This is a genomic window from Streptomyces sp. NPDC059743, assembly GCF_042732975.1.
Taxonomy (GTDB): Bacteria; Actinomycetota; Actinomycetes; order Streptomycetales; family Streptomycetaceae; genus Streptomyces.
In genome coordinates this window covers 327,021-348,350 of record NZ_JBHWGS010000002.1, presented here as the reverse complement: position 1 = coordinate 348,350, position 21,330 = coordinate 327,021, and the positions used below count along the sequence as shown (strand labels likewise).

At 69.9% G+C, this 21,330-nt stretch carries 19 protein-coding genes and 1 pseudogene; 6 read left to right on the top strand and 14 right to left on the bottom strand.

Going from position 1 to position 21,330, the window contains the following annotated elements:
* Nucleotides 1-12 precede the first annotated feature (12 nt).
* From ACFV6H_RS04680 to ACFV6H_RS04665, 4 genes are read right to left on the bottom strand one after another with little or no spacing between them, the layout of a single operon-like run.
* Nucleotides 13-1,329: a serine hydrolase domain-containing protein gene (locus ACFV6H_RS04680; RefSeq protein ID WP_385538595.1), complete on the bottom strand. Its 1,317-nt coding sequence runs from the start codon at nucleotides 1,327-1,329 to the stop codon at nucleotides 13-15.
* 52 nt (nucleotides 1,330-1,381) lie between these two features.
* Entirely contained in the window at nucleotides 1,382-2,182 is an 801-nt protein-coding gene (locus ACFV6H_RS04675; RefSeq protein ID WP_385538593.1) for an energy-coupling factor ABC transporter ATP-binding protein, read from the bottom strand.
* A gap of 19 nt (nucleotides 2,183-2,201) precedes the next feature.
* A complete protein-coding gene (gene cbiQ / locus ACFV6H_RS04670) occupies nucleotides 2,202-2,963 on the bottom strand; it encodes a cobalt ECF transporter T component CbiQ (RefSeq protein ID WP_385538591.1) in 762 nt (253 codons plus the stop codon).
* 1 nt (nucleotide 2,964) lies between these two features.
* Nucleotides 2,965-4,056, bottom strand: coding sequence for an energy-coupling factor ABC transporter permease (locus ACFV6H_RS04665; protein ID WP_385538967.1), 1,092 nt, complete (start codon nucleotides 4,054-4,056; stop codon nucleotides 2,965-2,967).
* Nucleotides 4,057-4,252: 196 nt separating this feature from the next.
* On the opposite strand from ACFV6H_RS04665, the gene ACFV6H_RS04660 reads away from it, so the two are divergent.
* Nucleotides 4,253-4,666: an SsgA family sporulation/cell division regulator gene (locus tag ACFV6H_RS04660; protein WP_384779716.1), complete on the top strand. Its 414-nt coding sequence runs from the start codon at nucleotides 4,253-4,255 to the stop codon at nucleotides 4,664-4,666.
* Between the two features lie 243 nt (nucleotides 4,667-4,909).
* Here the strand turns inward: ACFV6H_RS04660 and ACFV6H_RS04655 are convergent, their stop codons facing one another.
* Together ACFV6H_RS04655 and ACFV6H_RS04650 are read right to left on the bottom strand one after the other, a co-directional pair.
* Nucleotides 4,910-7,138 (bottom strand): MMPL family transporter, encoded by a 2,229-nt coding sequence (locus ACFV6H_RS04655; RefSeq protein ID WP_385538588.1) that lies wholly within the window; start codon nucleotides 7,136-7,138, stop codon nucleotides 4,910-4,912.
* A gap of 102 nt (nucleotides 7,139-7,240) precedes the next feature.
* On the bottom strand, nucleotides 7,241-7,813 hold the full coding sequence (locus tag ACFV6H_RS04650) for a TetR/AcrR family transcriptional regulator (protein WP_385538586.1): 573 nt from the start codon (nucleotides 7,811-7,813) through the stop codon (nucleotides 7,241-7,243).
* Between the two features lie 542 nt (nucleotides 7,814-8,355).
* Between ACFV6H_RS04650 and ACFV6H_RS04645 the strand changes: the two genes are divergently transcribed.
* The gene (locus tag ACFV6H_RS04645) at nucleotides 8,356-11,805 is read left to right on the top strand and encodes a S41 family peptidase (RefSeq protein ID WP_385538584.1); all 3,450 of its coding nucleotides are present in this window, start codon (nucleotides 8,356-8,358) and stop codon (nucleotides 11,803-11,805) included.
* Nucleotides 11,806-11,964: 159 nt separating this feature from the next.
* On the opposite strand, the gene ACFV6H_RS04640 is transcribed toward ACFV6H_RS04645, so the two are convergent.
* The 4 genes and pseudogenes from ACFV6H_RS04640 to ACFV6H_RS04625 all read right to left on the bottom strand — a co-directional run bounded on the left by ACFV6H_RS04640 (nucleotide 11,965) and on the right by ACFV6H_RS04625 (nucleotide 15,052).
* Nucleotides 11,965-12,285: a hypothetical protein gene (locus ACFV6H_RS04640; RefSeq protein ID WP_385538582.1), complete on the bottom strand. Its 321-nt coding sequence runs from the start codon at nucleotides 12,283-12,285 to the stop codon at nucleotides 11,965-11,967.
* An 84-nt stretch (nucleotides 12,286-12,369) separates the two neighbouring features.
* A pseudogene (locus ACFV6H_RS04635) lies at nucleotides 12,370-12,585 on the bottom strand (short-chain dehydrogenase); the annotation flags it as partial.
* A gap of 41 nt (nucleotides 12,586-12,626) precedes the next feature.
* Nucleotides 12,627-13,520 carry an alpha/beta fold hydrolase gene (locus ACFV6H_RS04630; protein ID WP_385538580.1) on the bottom strand — a complete coding sequence of 298 codons (894 nt, stop codon included), beginning with the start codon at nucleotides 13,518-13,520 and terminating at the stop codon, nucleotides 12,627-12,629.
* Nucleotides 13,517-15,052 carry a flavin-containing monooxygenase gene (locus ACFV6H_RS04625; protein WP_385538578.1) on the bottom strand — a complete coding sequence of 512 codons (1,536 nt, stop codon included), beginning with the start codon at nucleotides 15,050-15,052 and terminating at the stop codon, nucleotides 13,517-13,519. Before ACFV6H_RS04625 ends, ACFV6H_RS04630 begins: the two co-directional genes overlap by 4 nt.
* 148 nt (nucleotides 15,053-15,200) lie before the next feature.
* Between ACFV6H_RS04625 and ACFV6H_RS04620 the strand changes: the two genes are divergently transcribed.
* A complete protein-coding gene (locus ACFV6H_RS04620; protein ID WP_385538965.1) occupies nucleotides 15,201-15,836 on the top strand; it encodes a MerR family transcriptional regulator in 636 nt (211 codons plus the stop codon).
* Here the strand turns inward: ACFV6H_RS04620 and ACFV6H_RS04615 are convergent.
* The 3 genes from ACFV6H_RS04615 to ACFV6H_RS04605 form a co-directional block, all read right to left on the bottom strand.
* Nucleotides 15,824-16,621 (bottom strand): exodeoxyribonuclease III, encoded by a 798-nt coding sequence (locus ACFV6H_RS04615; protein WP_385538576.1) that lies wholly within the window; start codon nucleotides 16,619-16,621, stop codon nucleotides 15,824-15,826. The genes ACFV6H_RS04620 and ACFV6H_RS04615 overlap by 13 nt on opposite strands.
* 69 nt (nucleotides 16,622-16,690) lie before the next feature.
* Entirely contained in the window at nucleotides 16,691-17,098 is a 408-nt protein-coding gene (locus tag ACFV6H_RS04610) for a rodlin (RefSeq protein WP_384977164.1), read from the bottom strand.
* A gap of 175 nt (nucleotides 17,099-17,273) precedes the next feature.
* Nucleotides 17,274-17,684 (bottom strand): rodlin, encoded by a 411-nt coding sequence (locus tag ACFV6H_RS04605; protein WP_385538963.1) that lies wholly within the window; start codon nucleotides 17,682-17,684, stop codon nucleotides 17,274-17,276.
* A 208-nt stretch (nucleotides 17,685-17,892) separates the two neighbouring features.
* Between ACFV6H_RS04605 and ACFV6H_RS04600 the strand changes: the two genes are divergently transcribed.
* The 3 genes from ACFV6H_RS04600 to ACFV6H_RS04590 all read left to right on the top strand — a co-directional run bounded on the left by ACFV6H_RS04600 (nucleotide 17,893) and on the right by ACFV6H_RS04590 (nucleotide 19,891).
* Nucleotides 17,893-18,300 (top strand): rodlin, encoded by a 408-nt coding sequence (locus tag ACFV6H_RS04600; RefSeq protein ID WP_385538961.1) that lies wholly within the window; start codon nucleotides 17,893-17,895, stop codon nucleotides 18,298-18,300.
* 298 nt (nucleotides 18,301-18,598) lie between these two features.
* On the top strand, nucleotides 18,599-18,835 hold the full coding sequence (locus ACFV6H_RS04595; RefSeq protein ID WP_384977162.1) for a chaplin: 237 nt from the start codon (nucleotides 18,599-18,601) through the stop codon (nucleotides 18,833-18,835).
* Nucleotides 18,836-18,928: 93 nt separating this feature from the next.
* Nucleotides 18,929-19,891 carry a chaplin family protein gene (locus tag ACFV6H_RS04590; RefSeq protein ID WP_385538573.1) on the top strand — a complete coding sequence of 321 codons (963 nt, stop codon included), beginning with the start codon at nucleotides 18,929-18,931 and terminating at the stop codon, nucleotides 19,889-19,891.
* Between the two features lie 133 nt (nucleotides 19,892-20,024).
* Here the strand turns inward: ACFV6H_RS04590 and ACFV6H_RS04585 are convergent, their stop codons facing one another.
* Nucleotides 20,025-21,314 (bottom strand): NAD(P)-binding domain-containing protein, encoded by a 1,290-nt coding sequence (locus ACFV6H_RS04585; RefSeq protein WP_385538571.1) that lies wholly within the window; start codon nucleotides 21,312-21,314, stop codon nucleotides 20,025-20,027.
* Nucleotides 21,315-21,330 lie beyond the last annotated feature (16 nt).

Sequence of the window (21,330 nt, the reverse complement as noted above, 5' to 3'; positions counted from 1 at the left end):
ACTGTCCGCCCGTCACGCCTCCGACCGTACGGACGCCACCGAACGCACCGCCCGCACCAGGGCCTGCGCGCGGGGATCCGCCGTAACTCCCTTGCGCATACCGTTCGTCACATACCCGAACGCGATTCCCGACTCGGGATCCGCGAAGCCCAGCGAACCGCCGCGCCCCGGATGCCCGAAAGAGCCCGGGCCGAGCAGCGGCGCCGCAGGGCCGTGCAGCATATAGCCCAGGCCGAAGCGGGTGGCGACGACCAGGACCCGGTCCGGGCCCGCCGACTCCTCCGTACGCGCCAAGGTCAGCGTGGCGGGCGCGAAGAGCCGGTGGCCGTCCACCGGGCCGATCATCGCGGCGTAGCACCGCGCCAGGGCACGCGCCGTCGAGATACCGCCGGAGCCCGGGAGTACGGCGGCACGGTACGCCGGATCGTTCTCGTCGGGCCGCGGATCGATCACACCGAACGCACGGCGGGTCAGCGATCCCGTGTCCCGGTACGCCTCGGAGACCGACCGCTTGGGCCGCAGCCGCAGCGCGCCGCCGGCCGCCGAAAGCTCTGTGGGCTCCGTCAGCCGTCCGATCCGTCCGACCCGGTGGGCCTCCTCGGCCGGCAGCCCGACCCAGAAGTCCAGCCCAAGCGGACGGGCGATCTCCTCGGCGATCCACCGGCCGACGCTCCGCCCGGTGACCCGTCGGACCAGTTCGGCGATCAGCCAGCTGTAGGTGTGCGCGTGGTAGCCATGGTCCGTGCCCGGCTCCCAGACGGGCCGCTGGGCGGCCAGCGCCCGCGCGCCCGACTCGCCGTCGAGCGCCTCGGCCGGAGTCAGCGGCCGGTCGAGTACGGGTACGCCCGCGCGGTGCGAGAGAAGATGCCGTACGAGCACACGCTCCTTGCCCGCGGCCTTGAACTCGGGCCAGTACGTACCGACCGGCGCGTCGAGATCGATCTGTCCGCGCTGGTGCAGCAGGAGCGGTACGGCGGCGGCGATCCCTTTCGTCGCCGAGCGGACGATCTGAGCGGTGTCCACGGCCCACGGCGCCGGATCGGAAACGTAATCCCCCGAGACGCGATCCTCCGGAACGTAATCCGAAGCACCCGCGTCCGGCCCCGTACCCACGCCCGAACCAGCCACACCCGAACCCGCCCCGGCTCCGACCCCCGCCGCACGCTCCGCTCCGTCCACATCGCGTGTCCCCGCCCACAGGTCCACGACCTTGCGCCCGTCCTGGAACACGGCGACCGCCGCGCCCCGTTCACCGAGCCGCTCGAAGTTCCTTACGAAAGCGTCCCTGACCGGCTCGAAGCCCGCCGCCACCGTGCCCTGGACGTCCACGCCCGCGCCACCCACCCCGTCATAGCGCCACGCCCCGACGGCGCGACCCCCTCTATGGTGCAACGTGTCCGGGCGACACGGAACGCGGGTCGAATCCGAACGGCAGCTCCAGCCGGTGCGCGGCCATCAGTTCCTCGTCGCCGAGCAGCCGGTGCGTGGGCCCGTCCGCCACGATGACACCGTCGCTGAGGATCACCGCACGTGGGCAGAGTTCGAGCGCGTACGGCAGATCGTGCGTGACCATCAGCACGGTGATGTCCAGCGAGCGCAAGATATCGGCGAGTTCACGCCGCGACGCCGGATCGAGATTGGACGAGGGCTCGTCGAGGACGAGGATCTCCGGCTCCATCGCCAGTACGGTCGCCACGGCGACCCGGCGCCGCTGCCCGAAGGAGAGATGGTGCGGCGGCCGGTTCGCGTACTCGGTCATCCCGACCCGGCCGAGCGCGGTGACGACGCGTGCCTCCAGCTCCGGCCCGCGCAGCCCGGCGGCGGCCGGTCCGAAGGCCACGTCCTCCCGTACCGTCGGCATGAACAGCTGGTCGTCCGGGTCCTGGAAGACGATGCCCACGCGGCGCCGGATCTCGGCCAGATTCCGCTTGGCCACCGGCAGCCCGGCGACCGCGACCGAACCGGCGCCGGCCGCGAGGATCCCGTTGAGATGCAGGACCAGCGTGGTCTTGCCGGCGCCGTTGGGACCGAGCAGTGCCACCCGCTCACCGCGCCCGACGGTCAGATCGACGCCGAAGAGGGCCTGATGGCCGTCCGGATAGGCGTATGCGAGCCCGCTGACCTCAAGCGAGGCAGGCGCGGAAACCGGAACGGATCCGGGTACGGCAGGAGGAACGGTCATAGGGTCCAGCCAAAGACGGTCATAGGGTCCAGCCAAGCAGACAGACGGCGAGCGCCGACAGCGGGAGGGCGGCTGCGTAGCTCCACTGCGCCCGGGACGCGGTCACCTCGTCGATGACCGGCATGGTGCCCGCGTATCCCCGGCTCACCATCGCCAGATGTACGCGCTCGCCTCGCTCGTAGGAGCGGATGAAGAGCGCGCCGGCGGACTTGGCAAGCACGCCCCAGTGCCGTACGCCTCGCGCCTCGAAACCGCGCGAGCGCCGGGCGATCGACATCCGGCGCATCTCGTCGGTGATGACATCGCCGTAACGGATCATGAAGGAGGCGATCTGGACGAGCAGCGGCGGCAGCCGCAGCCGCTGGAGACCGAGCAGCAGGGAGCGCAGCTCGGTCGTGGAGGCGAGGATCACGGACGCGGCCACGCCCAGCGTGCCCTTGGCGAGTACGTTCCAGGCGCCCCAGAGGCCCGGCACGCTCAACGACAGTCCCAGGAACCGGACCTGGTCACCCGGGACCACGAACGGCATGAGCACCGCGAACGCGACGAACGGGATCTCGATCAGCAGCCTGCGCAGCAGAAAGCCGGCCGGGATACGGGCCACTCCGGCGACCGCCGCGAGCAGCACTCCGTACAGCGCGAACGCCCAGACCGCCTCGCGCGGAGTGGAGACCACCACGATCACAAAGCAGAAGACGGCGGCGAGCTTGCAGTGCGGAGGCAGCTCGTGGACCGGCGAGTGCCCGTGCCGGTAGAGCTTGTGGGCGTGGCCCGCGCCCATGTCAGACGCTCCCGCCGACGGCGGACCCGGCGGACGGCGACGCGGTGGTCTCGCTACGGCGACGGCGCACCGCCCAGAAGACACCGCTGCCCACGACGACCGTGGCGCTCACTCCGATCACTCCGGCGAGACCGCCGGAGAGCCGGGCGTCGGAGATGTCCTTGACGCCGTAGTCGGCGAGCGGCGAGTCGGCGGAGGCGTGCTCCTCGGTCTTCTTGTCGATGCCGTGGTCGGCGGCGACCTTCTCCAGACCGTCGGGGTTGGCGGAGGCGTAGAAGGAGACGAAGCCGGCCAGGACGAGGGCGGTGACCAGGCCCGTGACCAGGAGCGGACGGCTCGAACGGGCGGCCACAGGAAGCGCGGCCGAGGAAGGCGAGGCCGCGGCAGGAGCAGTGGCCGGCGCGGCATCCACCAGCTCGCCGCCCACCCGCAGCTTCAGCGGCGCGGACAGCCCTCGGGCACCGTGCACCAGATCGGGCCGTACGGCAATGACCGCGCCGACCGTCAGCGCGGTGATCACGGCCTCGCCGATCCCGATCAGCACATGGACGCCGACCATCGCGGTCAGCACCTTCCCGATCGGTACGTCCGTCGTCCCTCCGACGGCGTAGATACCGGTGAAGACGAGGGCCGCGGCCGGTACGGAGACCAGCGCGGCGACGAACGAGGAGACGGTCACGGAGCGGCGCGTGCGCGGCAGCACCTTGACCAGGCCGCGGAAGAGCGCGTACGAGACGACGGTCGTCACCACGCCCATGACGGTGATGTTCACACCGAGCGCGGTGAGCCCGCCGTCCGCGAAGAGAATGCCCTGCATCAGCAGGACGACGGAGATACAGAGGACGCCGGTGAACGGACCGACGAGTATCGCCGCGAGCGCTCCGCCCAGCAGATGGCCGCTCGTACCGGCCGCCACGGGAAAGTTGAGCATCTGCACGGCGAAGATGAAGGCGGCGACGAGTCCGGCGAGCGGCGCGGTGCGCTCGTCCAGCTCACGGCGCGCGCCGCGCAGACTGACCGCCACGGCACCCGCGGCGACGACGCCGGCGGCGACCGAAACGGGTACATCGATGAATCCGTCGGGGACATGCATGAGCGGGCTCCGCTTCCTGCTGGTGGGCAAGCCGTTCGATAGTAGAGCCCTGTTGCGAACGGTTCGCAAGAGCAGGTTGTACGCGAGTTGCCGTACCGATGATCGAAGAATGTCGCTTCAGCCACAATTAGTGATAAATGCACATCCTTTGTAGGATTAAGCATTAAACCTCTCTCAAATGGAGGAGGTCCCAGCGATGTCACCCGTCGTCGAGCAGCCCGCCAAATGCCGTCTCATCACGGACGCCCCCTACTCCAAGGCCGTCCCGGTCACCCTCCGCTATGACGGCGATGATCCCCTCGCCATCCGTATCGTCTTCCCGGTCGAGGTCTCCCTCGACGACAAGGAGGTCGTCTGGGCCTTCGCCCGGGATCTCCTCGACGAGGGACTGCGCATTCCCTCCGGCGACGGCGACGTACAGGTCTGGCCGTGCGGCCGGGCCCAGACGGTGCTGGAGTTCCACTCGCCGGAAGGTGTGGCGATGGTGCAGTTCGACTCCGCGCCGCTGCGCCGGTTCCTGCGGAGTTCGTACGCGATGATCCCCGCGGGCGAGGAGCGCCACGACCTTCAGGTCGAGAACGAACTGGGCCGGCTGCTCCACCGAACGTAAGAGATCCGCGAGCACGTAAAAGATCCGCGAGCGTCCCGGGAATCCACGGGCACAGCACGGCGGCCCGGTCCTCCACCTCACCCAGGAGGTGGACGACCGGGCCGCGTGCACCGCTCCGGCTCCCGTCCCCACGGCTGCCGGTGCGTACCGGGACCATGCGCCGCTCACGCCGAGGTCCCGGCGTACAGGCTGAGACCGTCGCCGGCCTCAGACGCGTCGTCGACGTGCCTCAGACGCGTCGTCTCAGACGCTCACCAGCTCACGCTCGGAGCCCGGACCGCCCGGACCGCCGTCCGAGCCCGCCGTGCCCCCGAGCCGCTTGCGCAGCGCCTCGCCCTCGACGTCCACATTGGGCAGCGCCCGGTCCAGCCAGCGCGGCAGCCACCAGGCCTTCCTGCCGAGCAGCGCGAGCACCGCCGGCACGATCGCCATCCGGACCACGAACGCGTCGAAGAAGACGGCGATCGCGAGACCGAAGCCGATCATCTTGATCATCGACTCGCTGGAGCCGATGAAGCCCGCGAAGACGGCGATCATGATCACCGCCGCGGCCGAGACCACGCGGGCACCGTGCCGGAAGCCGGTGACGATCGCCTCGCCGGGCCGCTCGCCGTGCACATACGCCTCGCGCATCCGCGTGACCAGGAAGACCTCGTAGTCCATGGCCAGCCCGAACACCACGCCCACCATGAAGATCGGCATCATCGACATCACAGGACCGGTCTGCTCGACTCCCAGCAGCCCGCCCAGCCAGCCCCACTGGAAGACCGCGACCACCGCGCCGAGCGCGGCCACGACGGAGAGCAGAAAGCCCAGCGCCGCCTTGAGCGGTACGAGCACCGACCGGAAGACCAGCATCAGCAGCAGGAACGCCAGGCCGACGACGAGCGCGAGATACGGGATCAGCGCGTCGTTCATCTTCTGCGAGAAGTCGATGTTCATCGCGGTGGCGCCGGTGACCAGGACCTCGGCGCCGCTGTCGGCCGTGACCCGCCCGCCCGTGTCACGGATGGAGTGGACCAGATTCTCGGTCTCGACCGAGGACGGACGGTCCTTGGGGATCACCGTGATGGTCGCGGTGTCGCCCGCCTTGTTGAGGGTGGACGGAGTGACGACGGCGACGCCGTCCATCTTCTTCACGGTGTCGGCGACCTCGGTGGCCGCCGCCTTGGCGTTGTCGTTGGCCTTGCCGTCGACCACGACCATCAGCGGCCCGTTGAAGCCGGGACCGAAGCCGTCGGACAGCAGGTCGTACGCCTTGCGCTGAGTGGTGCTGACCGGCTGCGAACCGTCGTCCGGCAGGCCCAGCTCCAGCGAGGTGGCCGGAAGGGCGATCGCTCCGAGCCCGAGGACGGCCGTGATCAGTACGGTCACGGGCCGGCGCAGTACGAACCGCGCCCAGCGGGTGCCCATGTTGGCCTTGTGCTCGTGGTGCCCGCTCTCCAGCGACTTGCGTGCCTTGCGGCCGTGCACCCGCTTGCCCGCGAAGCCGAGCAGCGCCGGGATCAGGGTGAGCGCGATGAGGACGGCGATCACGACCGTACCGGCGGCGGCGAAGCCCATCTTGCTGAGCATCGGGATATTGACCACGGCGAGACCGACCAGCGCGATGACGACCGTCAGCCCGGCGAAGACCACGGCGGACCCGGCGGTGCCCACGGCCCGTCCTGCCGCCTCCTCACGCTCTCTGCCCTCGGCCAGTTCGGCGCGGTAGCGCGAGACGATGAACAGCGCGTAGTCGATACCGACCGCGAGACCGATCATCATCGCCAGAGTCGAGGTGGTGGAGCCCAGGTCCAGCACATTGGCGAGCGCGGTGATCGTCGAGATACCGACGCCGACGCCGATGAGCGCGGTGAGCAGCGGAAGCCCGGCCGCGATCAGCGAACCGAACGTGATGACGAGCACCACCGCGGCGATGGCCACACCGATGATCTCGGTGGCACCGGTCTCCGGGGCCGCCTGGAGCGCGTCACCGCCGATCTCCACCGCGAGCCCTTGCGCCCGCGCGTCGGCGCCGGTCTCCTCCAGTGCCGTGCGGGTCTCGTCGGTCAGCTCCATCGAGGCGACCTTGTACGAGACCGACACATACGCCGTCGATCCGTCCTTCGAGACGGCGTTCGCGGTGTACGGATCGGTCACCGAGGAGACCTGGTCGGAACCGCCCGACAGCTCGTCCACGATCGCGCGGACCTCGGCCTTGTGGCCGGCGTCGGTCATCTTCTCGTTCGCGGGCGCCTTGAAGACGACCCGGGCGGTGGCGCCGTCGGCGCTGCCTCCGGGGAAGCGCTGTTCCAGCAGGTCGAAGGCCTTCTGGGCCTCCGTTCCCGGAATGGAGAAGGAACTGGACGTGGGTGTCGACGCGGAGGCGGCACCGACTCCGGCGACCGCCAGCAGCGCCACCCACAGCAGGGCGACATAGTGGCGGCGCCGGAAGGCGAGCCGTCCGAGCTTGTAGAGAAACGTGGCCACGAGGGCGTACTCCCGGGTCTATCGACGGATCAGGGCATGGGGAGCCGGCCCGACGGCGAGAGCGGCACTCGTCAGGTGAGGGGAGGGTCCTGCTGGGGACGGTCAGACGCCGAGGGAGGGGAGGACCACGGCGTCGAGATACGAACTGATGAAGCTCCGGTCCGGCGACCGGTCCTCGACCAACTGCCGGACGACGAAAGCGCCGACCAGCATGTGCGTGACGTACTTCATCGCGGGGTTGTCCGCGGCGACCTCGCCACGGTCCACGGCGCGTCGCAGCAGCGTATGGAGTCCGTTGATCTCGGGCTCGATCAGCAGCTCGCGGAGCGCCTGGTGGAGATCGGGGTTGTTGTGGACGGCATGGAACAGGCCTCGCATCAGCGCGGAGTCCTGCTCCATCCGGCAGTCGTCGTTGGCCGCCAGCAGCGCGTGGAAATCGCCGCGGAGCGAACCGGTGTCAACCTGTTCGAGACTGACCGGCTTGTTGTGCCGCATGGCACGGACGACCAGCTCGGGCTTGCTCCCCCACTGGCGGTAGAGGGTGGCCTTGCTGGACCGGGTACGGCTGGCTACGGCGTCCATGGTGAGGGCGTCATAACCCACCTCGCGCAACAGATCGAGCACGGCGCCGTACAGCTCGGCTTCGCGCTCTGGCGTAAGCCTGCTGCGTGCCATGCCCAACCTCCCGAACGAAACGGTTTCGTACAGTACGAAGATAACCCGCCCCCCACCGAAACGAACCCGTTTCGCTTGTGGCCTCCGCCACAGTCCTCAAACGCCGGACGGGCTGGATTTTGGCCCCACCGTCTGGGAACCCGGTGCCGGGGTTGGCCGTTCCGTCCTCAAACGCCGGACGGGCTGGATAGGCGGCCCGGACCAAACGGAAAGCCGGGGGCCGGGCGGGAGGGGGTCGGGGTCGGAGGAGGTGCGTGTCCGGACACTAAAGCGTGATTTGTGCCGCACACGAAACCCGCACCCAACAACCGACCCGCACGCGGCGTAAATCATGCCGTCCGGACATGCACCTCCGGAGTGCCCCGGCACCCGCACCACCCACCCACCGCACCCCGCGCCGCAGGCGCATCCTGAACGGCAGCGACCGACAACCCGCACACAAAAACCGGTCCGCGCCGAAACGCACCCCAGAACCACGACCCCCAGCCGGAAGGCGCAGAGGCGCAGAGGCGGAACGGGGCCAAACAGGGCAGCATTGGGGGGTGAGTGACGACGTCGCGTATCTTCGCTTCCCGCACCTGCACGACGACTTGCTGTGCTTCGCCGCCGAGGACGACCTCTGGGTCGCTCCCCTCGCACCGGCCGGGCACCGGCCCGAACGCGCCTGGCGCGTGACCGTCGACCGCACCAGAGTCGGTCATCCCCGCTTCTCGCCCGACGGCCGCCGCATCGCCTACACGACCTGGCGCAGCCTCGACCCGGAGATATATCTCGCCCCGGTGGACGGCGGTCCGGCCCGTCGGCTCACCTACTGGGGCGCCACCGACACCCGCGTCTGCGGCTGGACGCCTCCCGACGACGACGGCGAATCCCAGATCCTCGCCGTCTCCTCGCACGGCCAGCCGTTCTCGTACTTCGCCTGGGCCTACGGCCTCCCCACGGACGGCTCTCCCGGCGGCGCGCTGCCCTGGGGCCCGGTCAACGACATCGCCGTCGCGGACATCGACGGCGAGCACCGTACGCTCCTGCTCACCGGCAAGCCACCGCACGAGCCGGCCGCCTGGAAGCGGTACCGCGGCGGCGCGACGGGCCGGCTCTGGCTGCACGGCAAGCGGCTGCTCGCGGATCTCCGAGGCCATCTCGACTGCCCGATGTTCGTCGGCGGACGTATCGCGTTCCTCTCCGACCACGAGGGCGTCGGCAATCTCTACTCCTGCCGTCCCGACGGCACCGATCTGCTCCGCCACACCGATCACGACGCCTTCTACGCACGTCACGCGTCGTCCGACGGCCACCGGGTGGTCTACCAGTGCGCGGGCGATCTCTGGCTGGTCGACTCGCTGACCGCCGACTCGGTGCCGCGCAAGCTGGACGTACGGCTCGGCGGGCAGCGCGCGGGACGCCGGGGCTACCAGGTTCCCGCGGCCAGTCATGTGAACGGGATATCCGTGGACACGACGGGCCGGGCGAGCGCCGTCTCCGTACGCGGCAGCCTGTACTGGCTCACGCACCGCGACGGCCCGGCCCGTACGATCGCCGACACCCATGGCGTACGCGTCAGATTCCCCGAGATGCTCGGCAGCGGCGGCCAGGTCGCGTACATCACCGACGCGGACGGCGAGGACGCCGTAGAGATCGCGTATCTGCCACGCGCGAGCGGCGACCGGCCGCCGCGCCGACTGGCGTCCGGACAGCTCGGCCGCGTGCTGGAGATGGTCGCCGACCCGGAGGGCGGGCGGATAGCGATCGCCTCCCACGACGGGAGGCTGCTGCTCATAGATGTCACGGAGGAAGAGGAGGAGCCACCCGAGGCCGAAGCGGCGGACACCTCGCCCACACCCCCCGAGGGGACTCCCGCCCCGGACCACAACGCCGAGTCGACACCGCCACCGGCACCCACCCCGGACCCCGCAGAAAACACCGCACCGGACCCGGCACCCACACCCCCACCCACACCCGCCCCGGCACCCGCCCGCGTCACCGAGCTCATCCACTCCGTCAACGGCCCCGTCGCCGATCTCGCCTTCTCGCCCGACGGCGACTGGCTCACCTGGTCCCATCCCGGCATCGGCCGCTCCCTGCGCCAGATCAAGCTCGCCAAGATCGCCGGAAGTTTCGCCCGTACGATCGTGGACGTCACCAACGGCCGCTTCGAGGACGAGAATCCGGTCTTCACCAGCGACGGCCGCTATCTCGCCTTCCTGTCCTGGCGCGGCTTCGACCCGGTGTACGACGTGCACACCGGCGACCTCTCCTTCCCGCTCGGCTGCCGTCCTTATCTCGTACCGCTCTCCTCCGCGACTCCGTCGCCCTTCGCGCTCTCCCCGGAGGGCCGCCCGGCCGCCGGCGGGCTCGATCCGGCGGACGGCGAGTCCGGCGACGGTACGGTCACGGTCGAGGTCGAGGGCCTGGCGGACCGGGTCACACCGTTCCCGGTCACCGCGTCCAAGTACTCGGCGCTGCGCCCGGTCAGCGGCGGCGGGCTGGTCTGGCTGCGCTGGCCGATCTCGGGCGCGCTCGGTGAGACCTTCGCCAATCCCGCGGACTTGTCGGGCCGTCCCACCCTGGAACACTTCGACATCGTCAAGGCCCGTAAGAGCGAACTCGTAGGCCATCTGGACTGGTTCGCCGTCAGCGGTGACGGCACCAGGCTGGTGGTCGTGGACGAGGGCGAGCTACGGGCCGTGCCCGCCACCGAGCCCGGCGACAGCGACTCGACGGTCTTCCTCGATCTGCGCCGGATCCTGCACGACGTCGATCCCGGCGCGGAGTGGCGCCAGGCGTTCGACGAGGCGGGCCGCATCATCCGCGCGTACTTCTGGGAGCCGGAGATGTGCGGTATCGACTGGGACGGTGTCCTCGCCCAGTACCGTCCACTGGTCGAACGGGTCGCCTCTCCCGACGAGTTCGCGGATCTGCTCCGCGAGGTCCTCGGCGAGCTGGGCACCTCCCATGCGTATGTCACACCCGCCCGCCGCAACGAGGGCCCGCCGCACTACCAGCGCCCGATCGGACTGCTCGGCGCCAATCTGGTCTGCCGGGACGGCGCCTGGGTGGTCAAACGGATCCTGCCCGGCGACTCCTCCGACTCCAAGGCCCGCTCACCGCTCGCCGGTACGGGTATCCGCGCGGGCGCGGTCCTCACCCATGTCGACGGCCGGCCCGTCGATCCGGTGGCGGGTCCCTATCCGCTGCTCGCCGCCGCCGGAGGCACCACGGTCGAGCTGACCTTCCAGCCTGCCGGGCGCAAGGGCCCTTCCCGCCGCGTGGCGGTCGTACCGCTCATCGACGAACGCCCGCTGCGCTACCAGGACTGGGTGGCCAAACGCCGTGCGGTGGTACGGGAGATCAGCGGCGGCAAGTGCGGCTATCTGCATATCCCCGACATGGGCGGCTCGGGCTGGGCGCAGTTCAACCGCGATCTGCGTCTTGAGGTCTCACGGCCCGCGCTGATCGTGGACGTACGGGGCAACGCGGGCGGCCATATCAGCGAGCTGGTGGTGGAGAAGCTCAGCCGCAAGATCATCGGCTGGGATCTGACGCGGGACGCCCAGCCCGTCTCGTACGCCTCCAACGCGCCGCGCGGCCCGGTCGTCGCGCTCGCCGACGAGGCGACCTCCTCCGACGGCGACATGATCACCGCCGCCTTCCGGCTGCTGAATCTGGGCCCGGTGGTGGGCCAGCGGACCTGGGGCGGAGTGGTCGGCATCACGGGACGCCACCGCCTCGCCGACGGCACGGTGATCACGGTGCCGATGAACGCGGCCTGGTTCGACGCGTACGGCTGGTCCGTCGAGAACCACGGTGTGGAGCCCGACATCGAGGCGCTGCGCACGCCTCTCGACTGGGCGGAGGGCCGGCACGCCCAGCTCGACGACGCGGTGTGGGTGGCGCTGGATCTGCTGGCGGGACATCCGGCCTCGGCACCGCCGGGATACGGAGCCGTGCCCGATCTGCGCCGCCCTCCGCTGCCACCGCGCAGGACCGGCTGACCGCCGCCCGAGGAACGGCGGGAGCACAGAAGCGGGAACACAGAGCCCGAGGAACAGCGGGAGCGCAGAACCCGAGAAACAGCAGGCGCACAGACAGGAGGCGCACCCGGTGAACCGGATGCGCCTCTTGTCAGGCCCTCAGGCCCTCAGGCCAATCGCTCAGGCGTCGAAGCGGTCGTGGTCGTCGAGGTCGTCGTGCGCGTCCTGCGCCCTGCGGGGCGGCTGGTTGTCGCGGTCCTGGGCACGGTCATTGCCCTGCGGGTTGCGCTGGCCCGACTGACCGTGCTGGCCCGGCTGGCCCGGCTGCTGCCCGTGCCGGTTCCCCTGACCCTGACCCTGGCCCTGGCCCTGGCCCTGCTGGCCCTGACGGCCCTGCTGTGAACGCGCCGACTGGTCGTCCCGCTGGTTGTCGCCCATCTGCGCCTTCGCCCGGTCTCCGAGCTCTTGCGCCTTGTCCTTGAACTGGTCGGAAATACCCATGGAATTTCAACTCCTGGTAGAGGTGGGGGGTGTGGGGTGGGGCCTCGACCAGACTTACATGCCACGACATTCCGCGCATTTCGATCAGTCACGCTGTGTGCGCTCACGCTCGTCGGCCGCGCCGCCCGCACCCACAAGTCCCTTGCGCACCGCGGCCATACGAGGTCCGACGCGCCTCGTCTCCCGCACGCCGACCGCCGCGACAAGGCCCGGCAGACAGCCCCGTACCGACTGCGGGCCGGCGCCGCGCACCATGTCGGTGTCCGTCCAGGACAGACAGCCGACACCGCGCGCCGCGCCGGTGACCACCGTGACCTGCCCTTCGAGGTCCCGGCCCCGGCTCATGCCGCGTCCTCCTTCGTGGGGACATTCGTTCCGACATAGGCGGCGGCCAGCTCACGGATCCTGGCCGTGACGGCCTCCGGCGCCTCCACCGGTGTCATATGTCCGGTCCCGGTCAGCTCGGTCAGACCGAGGCAGTCGGGCAGCGCGGCGGCCAGCGCCCGTGACTGGACCGGCGGAGTCAGCCGGTCCGCGGTGCCCACCAGTACGGCGGTGGGCACCGTCAACTCCCTTACGTCCGCGTCGAGATCGAGCTCGCCGAGCACCCGCGACCAGGCGACCCGGGAGACGCGCGGACAGGCGTGCACGATCCTCGCGCACCGCGTGATCCGCTCGGGCGCGGCTCCCGGGCCCATCGTCCCGTAGCGCAGGATCCGCTTGGACAGCGGTGTGACGGGGCCCAGCGGCGCGCGGGCGCCGAGGACGAGCCGGGTGAGCCTCGTCCGTACGCGCCCGGCGCGCATCGGCACCACCAGCGCCTCGGCGACCAGCCGCGAACTGCCCGTGCTGCACAGCAGCGCGGCGGCGGCGTGCTCCCGGAAAACGGGCCTGCGCGCGGCGGCCATCAGCGTCATCCCGCCCATCGAGTGCCCTGCGAACACGGCCTGTTCGCCCGGCGCCAGCGTGGCGGCGAGCACCGCCTCCAGATCGTCGGCGAGCGCCTCGGTGGAGTATCCGCTCCGGCCCGGCAGCGGCGTACGGCCGTGTCCGCGCTGGTCGTAGGCGATCACCCGGTGGTCGGCGGAGAGGTCCTCGATCTGCGCGGCCCAGAAGCGGATGGAGCAGGTCCAGCCATGGGCCAGTACGACGGCGGGTCGGCCCTCGGCGCCGAACACCTCGGCATGGACACGGGATCCGTCGGCGGAGACGGCGGTCACCTCGGTCGCGCTCATCGGACGGCCTCCCGCGCGCCGGTCCCGCCGGTGCGCGCCGCGACGTCCATATGCGGTCCCGCGGCGCGGATCACCTCGTACTCCGAGAGATCGACGCGGCGCGTGGCCCTGCGGAACTCCGCTGTCGTACCGGGCCAGATGGTGGTGTTGCGGCCGTTGGCGTCCAGATACCAGCTCGTGCAGCCACCGGTGTTCCACACGGTCCGCCGCATCCGCTCCTGCACCCGGTGGTTCCAGGCGCGTACGGCCGCGGGCCTGGCCGCCAGCGCCGCGCGCCCGCCGACGGCGCCGAGGCCGTCGAGCTGCCGCAGATAGTCGGCCATATAGGTGAGCTGGGCCTCGATCATCAGAATCATCGAGGAGTTCCCGAGGCCGGTGTTGGGGCCGATGATCGTCATCCAGTTGGGAAAGCCGGCCGTGGTCGCGCCGCGCAGCGACTCCATACCGTCCTGCCAGCTCTCGGCGAGCGTGCGCCCGTCGGCGCCGACGACCCGCTCGGCGATCGGCATGTCCGTCACATGGAAGCCGGTCCCGAAGATGATCGCGTCCGCCTCGCACTCCGTACCGTCCGCGGCGACCAGCGTCGAGCCGCGCACCTCGGCGAGGCCCGAGGTGACCACCTCGACATTGGGCTGCGCGAGCGCCGGATAGTAGGTGCTGGAGAGCAGGATGCGCTTGCATCCGATGCGGTACGAGGGCGTCAACGCGGCCCGTAGCGCGGGATCCTTGATCGCCTTCGCGATATTGGCCCTGGCGAGGGCCTCGACGAGCCCGAGTTCATTCGGCCGCTTGGTGAAGGCCTGGACCTGCAACTCCCTGATGCCCCAGAGCAGTTTGCGCCGTACGGTCCCGGTGAAGGGCAGTGCCCGGTGCAGTCGGCGCTCGGCCGTGGATATCGCGCGGTCCGCGCGCGGCATCACCCAGGGCGGCGTCCGCTGAAAGAGCGTCAGCCTGCCGGCGTCGGGCTGGATCGCGGGAACGATCTGGACCGCGGAGGCACCGGTGCCGATCACGGCGACGCGCTTGCCGCGCAGCTCGTAGTCGTGGTCCCAGCGCGCCGAGTGGAAGACCTTGCCCGGGAATCCGGCGAGTCCGGGAATCTCCGGGATCCGGGAATCCGACAGCGGCCCGGCCGCGGAGACCACCACCTCCGCGGTGAACGTTCCTCGCGAGGTCTCCATCTCCCAGTGCAGGGCGTCGTTGTCCCAGCGCATCAGCCGGACCTCGTGGTGCAGCCGCAGATGCGGACGCAGTCCGAAGGCGTCGGCGATCCGCTCCAGATAGGCCCTTATGTGCCGCTGCCCGGAGAAGGCGCGCGGCCAGTCGGGATTGGGCGCGAACGAGAACGAGTAGAGGTGCGACGGCACATCGCACGCACATCCCGGATAGCTGTTGTCCCGCCACGTCCCGCCGACCGAGCCCGCCCGCTCCAGTACGACGAAGTCGGTTATCCCTTCTCTGCGCAGCCGGACCGCCGCCCCGAGGCCACCGAATCCGGATCCGACCACCGCCACGCGTACGTGCTGGCCCATACCGCCTCCTGCCGCCGGACATTCACGAACCACGCCAGCGATCACTGGCGCAATCCGGAGCGTAGAGCAGCTCCGTACTCATGGGTAGGGGGCCGACGGAAACAAGTTACCGGCGGTACGACATAAGCTGCCCGGTATGGAGTACCGCATGGAGGAGCTGGCACGTGAGGCGGGCATCACCGTCCGCACCGTGCGCTTCTACCGTGAGCGCGGACTGATACAGCCACCGCGCCGCGAGGGCAGGATCGCCTGGTACGACGACCACCATCTGGCCCGGCTCCGTACGATCGCGGCCTTGCTGGAGCGCGGCCACACCTTGACCGGCATCGCCGACCTGGCCACCGCCTTCGAGAGCGGACGCGATGTGGGCGAGGTTCTGGGCCTCGGTGAACCCACCGAGGAGACTCCGGTACGGCTCTCGCCCGAGGAACTCGCGGACTACTTCGAGGGCGAGGCCACCGCCGAGAATCTCGCCGCCTCACTCGCCCTCGGCTATCTGGCCACCGACGGCGACGAGATCGTCCACATCAGCCGCAGGCTGCTGGAAGTCTCCGCGGCCCTGGTCCGTGAGGGAGTGCCGCTCGCCGCGATCCTGGAGACCGCCCGCGAGGTCCGCGCCCACGCGGACGCCCTGGCGGAGCTCTTCAGCGCGGTCCTCACCGCCCACACCACCGCGGCGGACTCCGCCAAACTCCGCCCGCTGGCCAAGAGCATCGTCGAGGCGGAGTTCTCGATGGCCCTGGACCGCCGGCTGCGCGCCGACGCCGGACCTCAGCTCTCGTAGACCACCGTCACCGGCGCATGATCGCTCCACCGCTCCTCGTGCGCCGCCGCGCGCTCCACCCAGCCCTTGACGGCACGCCCGGCCAGACCGGGCGTGGCGACCTGCAAGTCGATACGCCAGCCCGAGTCGTTGTCGAAGGCACGGCCGCGGTAGGACCACCAGGTGTACGGTCCCTCCTGGCCGGGATGGAGGGCGCGCATCACATCCGTACAGCCGGTCTCCTCGTACAGCCGGGTCAGCCAGGCGCGCTCCTCGGGCAGGAATCCGGAGGACTTCCTGTTGGCGCGCCAGTTCTTGAGGTCGGCCTCCTGGTGGGCGATGTTCCAGTCTCCGCAGACCAGCACCTCACGGCCGTCGGCGGCGGCGCGCTTCCTCAGCTGCGCCAGATACGGCAGGAACTCGTCCATGAACCGGACCTTCTCGTCCTGCCGCTCGGTGCCCACCTCGCCCGACGGCAGATAGAGGCTGGCCACCGTGGTACCCGGCAGCTCGATCTCGGCGTACCGCCCGCTCGTGTCGAACTCGGCGCTGCCGAATCCGGTCCGCGTACGCTCCGGCTCCCGGCGCGAGAGGAGCGAGACACCCGCGTGGCCCTTGGCCGCCGCCGGAGCGTGCAGGACGTGCCAGCCCTCCGGCTCCCGGACGGCCTCGGGCAACTGGCCCGGCTCGGCCCGTACCTCCTGGAGGCAGACCACATCGGCGGAGGTCTCCGCCAGCCACTCCACGAAACCCTTCTTGGCGGCGGCGCGGAGGCCATTCACATTCACGGATGTCACAGTGAGCACTCCGGCACCCTACCCACCTCATGACGGAGGCCCGGTCCGGCGTACTGCCGGACCGGGCCTCCGAGGGCGTCAGTTGTTGCCGACACCGTTCCCGGACAGGACCGGGATGTCGTCCAGGATGTGCGACAGCGGCTCGTCGCCCTTCGCCTGCGTCGAGTTCTCGACACACTGCTGGTTCTGCGGCGACGACAGGACGTTGATGTCCTGGACCGTGACCGGGATGAGACCGACGAGAGAGCCCACGTTGGCCTTGAGCGGCAGACCGATGCAGGGCTTGTTCAGCGAGCCCTGGACCAGGCCGAGCTGCGGGCTCATGTCGCCCTTGGTAACGGAGTTGCCGAAGGCCTGCTCGGCACCGTTGCCGCTGAACGACGTGGTGCCCTGGTCGTCACCGACCGCGAGGGCCGGCGACACGGCGGCGGCGGACGCCCCGACGATCGTGGCCGCTACAGCGGCGGTTGCCCACAGCTTCTTCATGTAAATGCCTTTCCGGAAAGTCGGACTCCACCGGTGGAGTCCGACTGCTCAACCGCCGAAGGACGGAATAGTTGCGGCCGTTCCCTCGAACGGCGTACCGCATTAACTGAGAAACAGAGAAAAAGACCGGACCGCCGCGGGATTTCAGCGGCGGTCCGGTCGGCCGGCCGATTTCTCAGTTGTTGCCCGTGCCATTGCCGGACAGGATCGGGATGTTGTCCAGGATGTGCGAGAGCGGCTCGTCGCCCTTGGCCTGCGTCGAGTTCTCGACACACTGCTGGTTCTGCGGCGACGACAGCACATTGATGTCCTGGACCGAGATCGGCACAACTCCCAGCAGGGAGCCGGCGTTCAGCTTGGCGGGCAGACCGATACAGGGCTTGTTCAGCGAGCCCTGGATGAGCGCCATCTGCGGGCTCATGTGGCCGTACGTCGCCGAGTTGCCGTAGGCCTGCCAGGCGCCGTTGCCGCTGAGGGAGGTGGTGCCGGTGTCATTGCCGACGGCGAGCGCCTGCGGAGCGGCGGCGGCCGAAACGCCGACGACGGAGGCGGCGACGGCCGCGCCGGCCACGACCTTCTTGATCATCACGATGAGTCCCCATTCTGACGGATGCCCCAAGACTCCGGGGCCCCCTGAGCAACTTCCCACCGTGTGTTTGGTTCTGGCCCTTCACCCCAATGGTCTATTACCGACGATCAACTAGCCGATCGAGTGAAGCAGCGGAACCAAACCGCTGACATGCGGTTGTCCAGGTCGCCCCACCTGCATTTCCTGAGAAAAGGACCCCATCGTGATCAAGAAGATTATGGCCGGCGCCGCCGTCGCCGCCTCCGTGGTCGGCATGTCGGCTGCGGCGGCGCCCACCGCGCTCGCCATCGGCGACGACCACGGCACCACGTCGTTCAGCGGCAACGGTGCCAAGCAGGCCTTCGGCAACTCCTCCACCAAGGGCAAGATGAGCCCGCAGCTCGAACTGGTCCAGGGCTCGCTCAACAAGCTCTGTGTCGGTGCGCCGATCAAGGCCAATCTGGGCTCTCTCGTCGGTGCCATTCCGATCACCGTGCAGGACGTCAACGTCCTGGCCTCGCCGCAGAACCAGCAGTGCGCGGAGAACTCCACGCAGGCCAAGGGCGACGAGCCGCTGTCGCACATCCTGGACGACATCCCGGTCCTGTCCGGCAACGGCGCGGGCAACAGCTGACCGGCACCGCGCACCACCGCCCGGAGAGCGTTCCGGGCCGACGGGCCGGCCGGGGCAATGGGGCCCCGGCCGGCCCGTCGCCGTATTCCACGAAAAGCCTCTTCTTATGCCTAAACGAAAATCCCGAATCCATTCACGGGGCAATCGAGTGAACCAGAGAAAGCCATAAAACAGGACAGTTTCCTTGCCGCGCGCCTCATCGTTGGTGTTCCAGCAGCGGACGTGAGGGCTGAGAAAACGATGCCCGCGTGCCACGACAGTCGTGCGGACGGATTCGCCGCTGCGGAAAGGGCTCACGATGAAGTGCAAGAAGGCCGCAACCATCGTCGCAGGTCTGCTCATGACGATGGGCGCCGCCGCCCCGGCCATGGCCGACGCCGAGGCCGAGGCAGTCGCTGTCGGCTCCCCGGGTGTCCTCTCGGGCAATGTCGTCCAGGTGCCCGTCGAAATTCCCATCAACCTCTGCGGTAACACCATCGACATCCTCGCCCTGTTGAACCCCACCTTCGGCAACACCTGTATCAACGCCGACTGACGCTGCGCCGTCCGGTCCCGAAGCGTGGGGTTCTCCCTGCTTCGGGACCGGTCTCAGCAGGCCCCGATGTCACAGCAGGAGGAGAAGAGAGAAATGCGAGACCTCATCAGCAAAGGGCTGCTCGCCGCCGCGGCGGCGTCGAGCGTGCTGTCCCTGGGCGGTGGCTACGCCATCGCGGTGGAGAGCGACGGGGTGGCCGCCGGATCACCGGGTGTGCTGTCGGGCAACAGTGTCCAGGCACCCATTGAGGTCCCGGTCAATGTCTGCGGGAACACCGTGGACGTCGTCGGAGTGGGCAATCCCGCCTTCGGCAACGGCTGTGTCAATACGTCGGGCCGGCCGGGACATTCGGCGGCGCACGAGCGATCCTCGTCGCATCAGGAGCACCGGGCTCCTGCGCGGCACGACGACCGGGCGCCTTCCGTCCCCGAAGGGCCGGACCACGCTCCGGTGGCCCCGCCGGAGGACGCGCCCGCTCACGCCCCGCAGCGCCACGAGACGCACCCGCACCAACAGGCGCACCCGCACAAGGAGTCCACCGGCGCCAAGGCGACTGCCATCGCCAAGGGATCGCCGGGCGTGGGCTCGGGCAATATCGCCCAGGCGCCGATCGACATCCCGCTGAACGTCTGCGGCAACTCCGTCGATCTGGTCGGCGTCCTCAACCCGGCGTTCGGCAACCGGTGCGCGAACGGCTCGCCGGTGGCGCTCCCCGACGTCCATGAGGAGCCGCAGTTCCCGGAGACTCCCGGAGCGCCCGAGGTTCCCGGAACACCCGAGACTCCCGGCACTCCCGGAGGCGACGAGCCGGGCAACGAGCCGGGCGACGGTACGGACAGGACACCGCCCGTGCCCGGTACACCGCCGGGCGACAAGGCCATTCCTGACACGGTCACTCCCGCCACGCACTCCCGGCCCGACTCTCCCGCGCCGGTCGCGGAGCTCGCCTCCACCGGCAGTGACGCCGGTCTGCTCGGCATGGCGGCGCTGAGCGCGGGTCTGATGCTCGGCGGCGGAATCCTGTACCGCCGCAGCACCGCGCGCGCCCGCCGCTGACCGCGGCCAACAGCGGCTGACCGCAGCCGACTGCGGACGACCGACGTATCCGGCCGGCCGGGAGAATCGCGGCGGATCCTCCCGGCCGACGGACCAGGGCGCGCAGGTTCTGGCACCAGTTTCTGACACCACGTCAGCTCAGCAGCGACTTCCCGGCCGTTGCCGGCATCGGCTCCGAAGCGGGCGACGCCTGCCGCTGCCGGACCGTACCGAGCGATCCGCCCCGCGATCCGAGCCGTCGCCGTACTCCCCGTACCAGCCGCTCGGCCGTGTACGTGGCCCCGTACACAAAGCGCATCGACGGGCCGAACGAGGGCGCGCTCAGCAGCCCGGCGACGAAGAGTCCCGGATGCGAGGACTCGAAGAGCGGGCTCGCCTCGGGCGCGGTGCTGGGCGAGACCGTCGCCAGCCCGGCCCGCAGTCCGCCGTCGAGGAGACCGAGCCGTTCCAGTCCCGGAGTGAAGCCGGTGGCGGCGATGACATGGTCCGTCTCCACGGTCTGCACCCGGCCCGTCGTGGCGACCAGTTCGAGCCGTACGCCGCCGTTGTCCATCGGGTCCGCGCTCGCCAGACTCTCACTCAGCCGGACGTCCACCGCCGACTCGAACCGCTCCCTCAGCCACCACGCGCCCGCCGGTCCCAGCGCCGAGGTGAAGACACGCGCCCGCGTCTGCGCGGGAAGCCTGCGGAAGAGGCCCGGAGTCTCCGCGTAGAGCCAGTTCTTCCATCCGCAGCCCAGTCCGGTGTGCGGCATACGGACCGTCTCCCTGACCGGGCGGTCCAGCGGCGGCGGCAGCGTGTTCCAGTTGAGCCTGCCCGACCGGGCCACCACCCTGACGGCGGTGCCCTGTTCGGCGAGGAGCGCGGCGGTCTCCAGGGCCGCCTGGCCCGCGCCGATGACGGTCACGTCCCGTCCCACGAAGCGCGTCAGATCCGCGTGGTGGCTGCTGTGCGTCACCTGCTCCCGTGTCAGCGCGTGCAGCGGCGCGGGAATGTCGATGAAGGGCATCACACCGATCGCGAGCGCCACCGTACGGGCGAGCACGCTCTCGCCGTCCTCGGTGGAGAGCCGGAATCCGCCCAGGACGGGCTGGACGGCCGTGACCATACGTTCGTCGACGGGCGGCGCCGCGCGCTCCGCGAACCACAGTCCGTACGAGGCGAAGAAGCCGACGGGCAGCGGAACGCCGTGCCGTACCTCCACTCCCTGGGTGGCGGCGTAGTCGGCCAGACCGAACGTGCCCTGCGGATCGCAGAGATTCGACGCCCACGGTTCGGATTTCAGATACATCCCGGGCGGCATATGGTCCCGCCATGAGGCCATCGGCCTGCCGAAGACCCGTAGATCGAGTCCGGCCGCGGCGGCGTGCGCGGCGATGGAGAGTCCATAGGGGCCTGCGCCCACCACTACCAGGTCGTACATCAATGTGTTCCGCTCT

Excerpts from the sequence above, each read along its gene's own strand:
- ACFV6H_RS04675 (WP_385538593.1), bottom strand. The coding sequence starts at position 2,182 with ATGACCGTTCCTCCTGCCGTACCCGGATCCGTTCCGGTTTCCGCGCCT.
- cbiQ (WP_385538591.1), bottom strand. The coding sequence starts at position 2,963 with ATGGGCGCGGGCCACGCCCACAAGCTCTACCGGCACGGGCACTCGCCG.
- ACFV6H_RS04665 (WP_385538967.1), bottom strand. The coding sequence starts at position 4,056 with ATGCATGTCCCCGACGGATTCATCGATGTACCCGTTTCGGTCGCCGCC.
- ACFV6H_RS04660 (WP_384779716.1), top strand. The coding sequence starts at position 4,253 with ATGTCACCCGTCGTCGAGCAGCCCGCCAAATGCCGTCTCATCACGGAC.
- ACFV6H_RS04650 (WP_385538586.1), bottom strand. The coding sequence starts at position 7,813 with ATGGCACGCAGCAGGCTTACGCCAGAGCGCGAAGCCGAGCTGTACGGC.
- ACFV6H_RS04640 (WP_385538582.1), bottom strand. The coding sequence starts at position 12,285 with ATGGGTATTTCCGACCAGTTCAAGGACAAGGCGCAAGAGCTCGGAGAC.
- ACFV6H_RS04630 (WP_385538580.1), bottom strand. The coding sequence starts at position 13,520 with ATGAGCGCGACCGAGGTGACCGCCGTCTCCGCCGACGGATCCCGTGTC.
- ACFV6H_RS04625 (WP_385538578.1), bottom strand. The coding sequence starts at position 15,052 with ATGGGCCAGCACGTACGCGTGGCGGTGGTCGGATCCGGATTCGGTGGC.
- ACFV6H_RS04620 (WP_385538965.1), top strand. The coding sequence starts at position 15,201 with ATGGAGGAGCTGGCACGTGAGGCGGGCATCACCGTCCGCACCGTGCGC.
- ACFV6H_RS04610 (WP_384977164.1), bottom strand. The coding sequence starts at position 17,098 with ATGAAGAAGCTGTGGGCAACCGCCGCTGTAGCGGCCACGATCGTCGGG.
- ACFV6H_RS04605 (WP_385538963.1), bottom strand. The coding sequence starts at position 17,684 with ATGATCAAGAAGGTCGTGGCCGGCGCGGCCGTCGCCGCCTCCGTCGTC.
- ACFV6H_RS04595 (WP_384977162.1), top strand. The coding sequence starts at position 18,599 with ATGAAGTGCAAGAAGGCCGCAACCATCGTCGCAGGTCTGCTCATGACG.
- ACFV6H_RS04590 (WP_385538573.1), top strand. The coding sequence starts at position 18,929 with ATGCGAGACCTCATCAGCAAAGGGCTGCTCGCCGCCGCGGCGGCGTCG.
- ACFV6H_RS04585 (WP_385538571.1), bottom strand. The coding sequence starts at position 21,314 with ATGTACGACCTGGTAGTGGTGGGCGCAGGCCCCTATGGACTCTCCATC.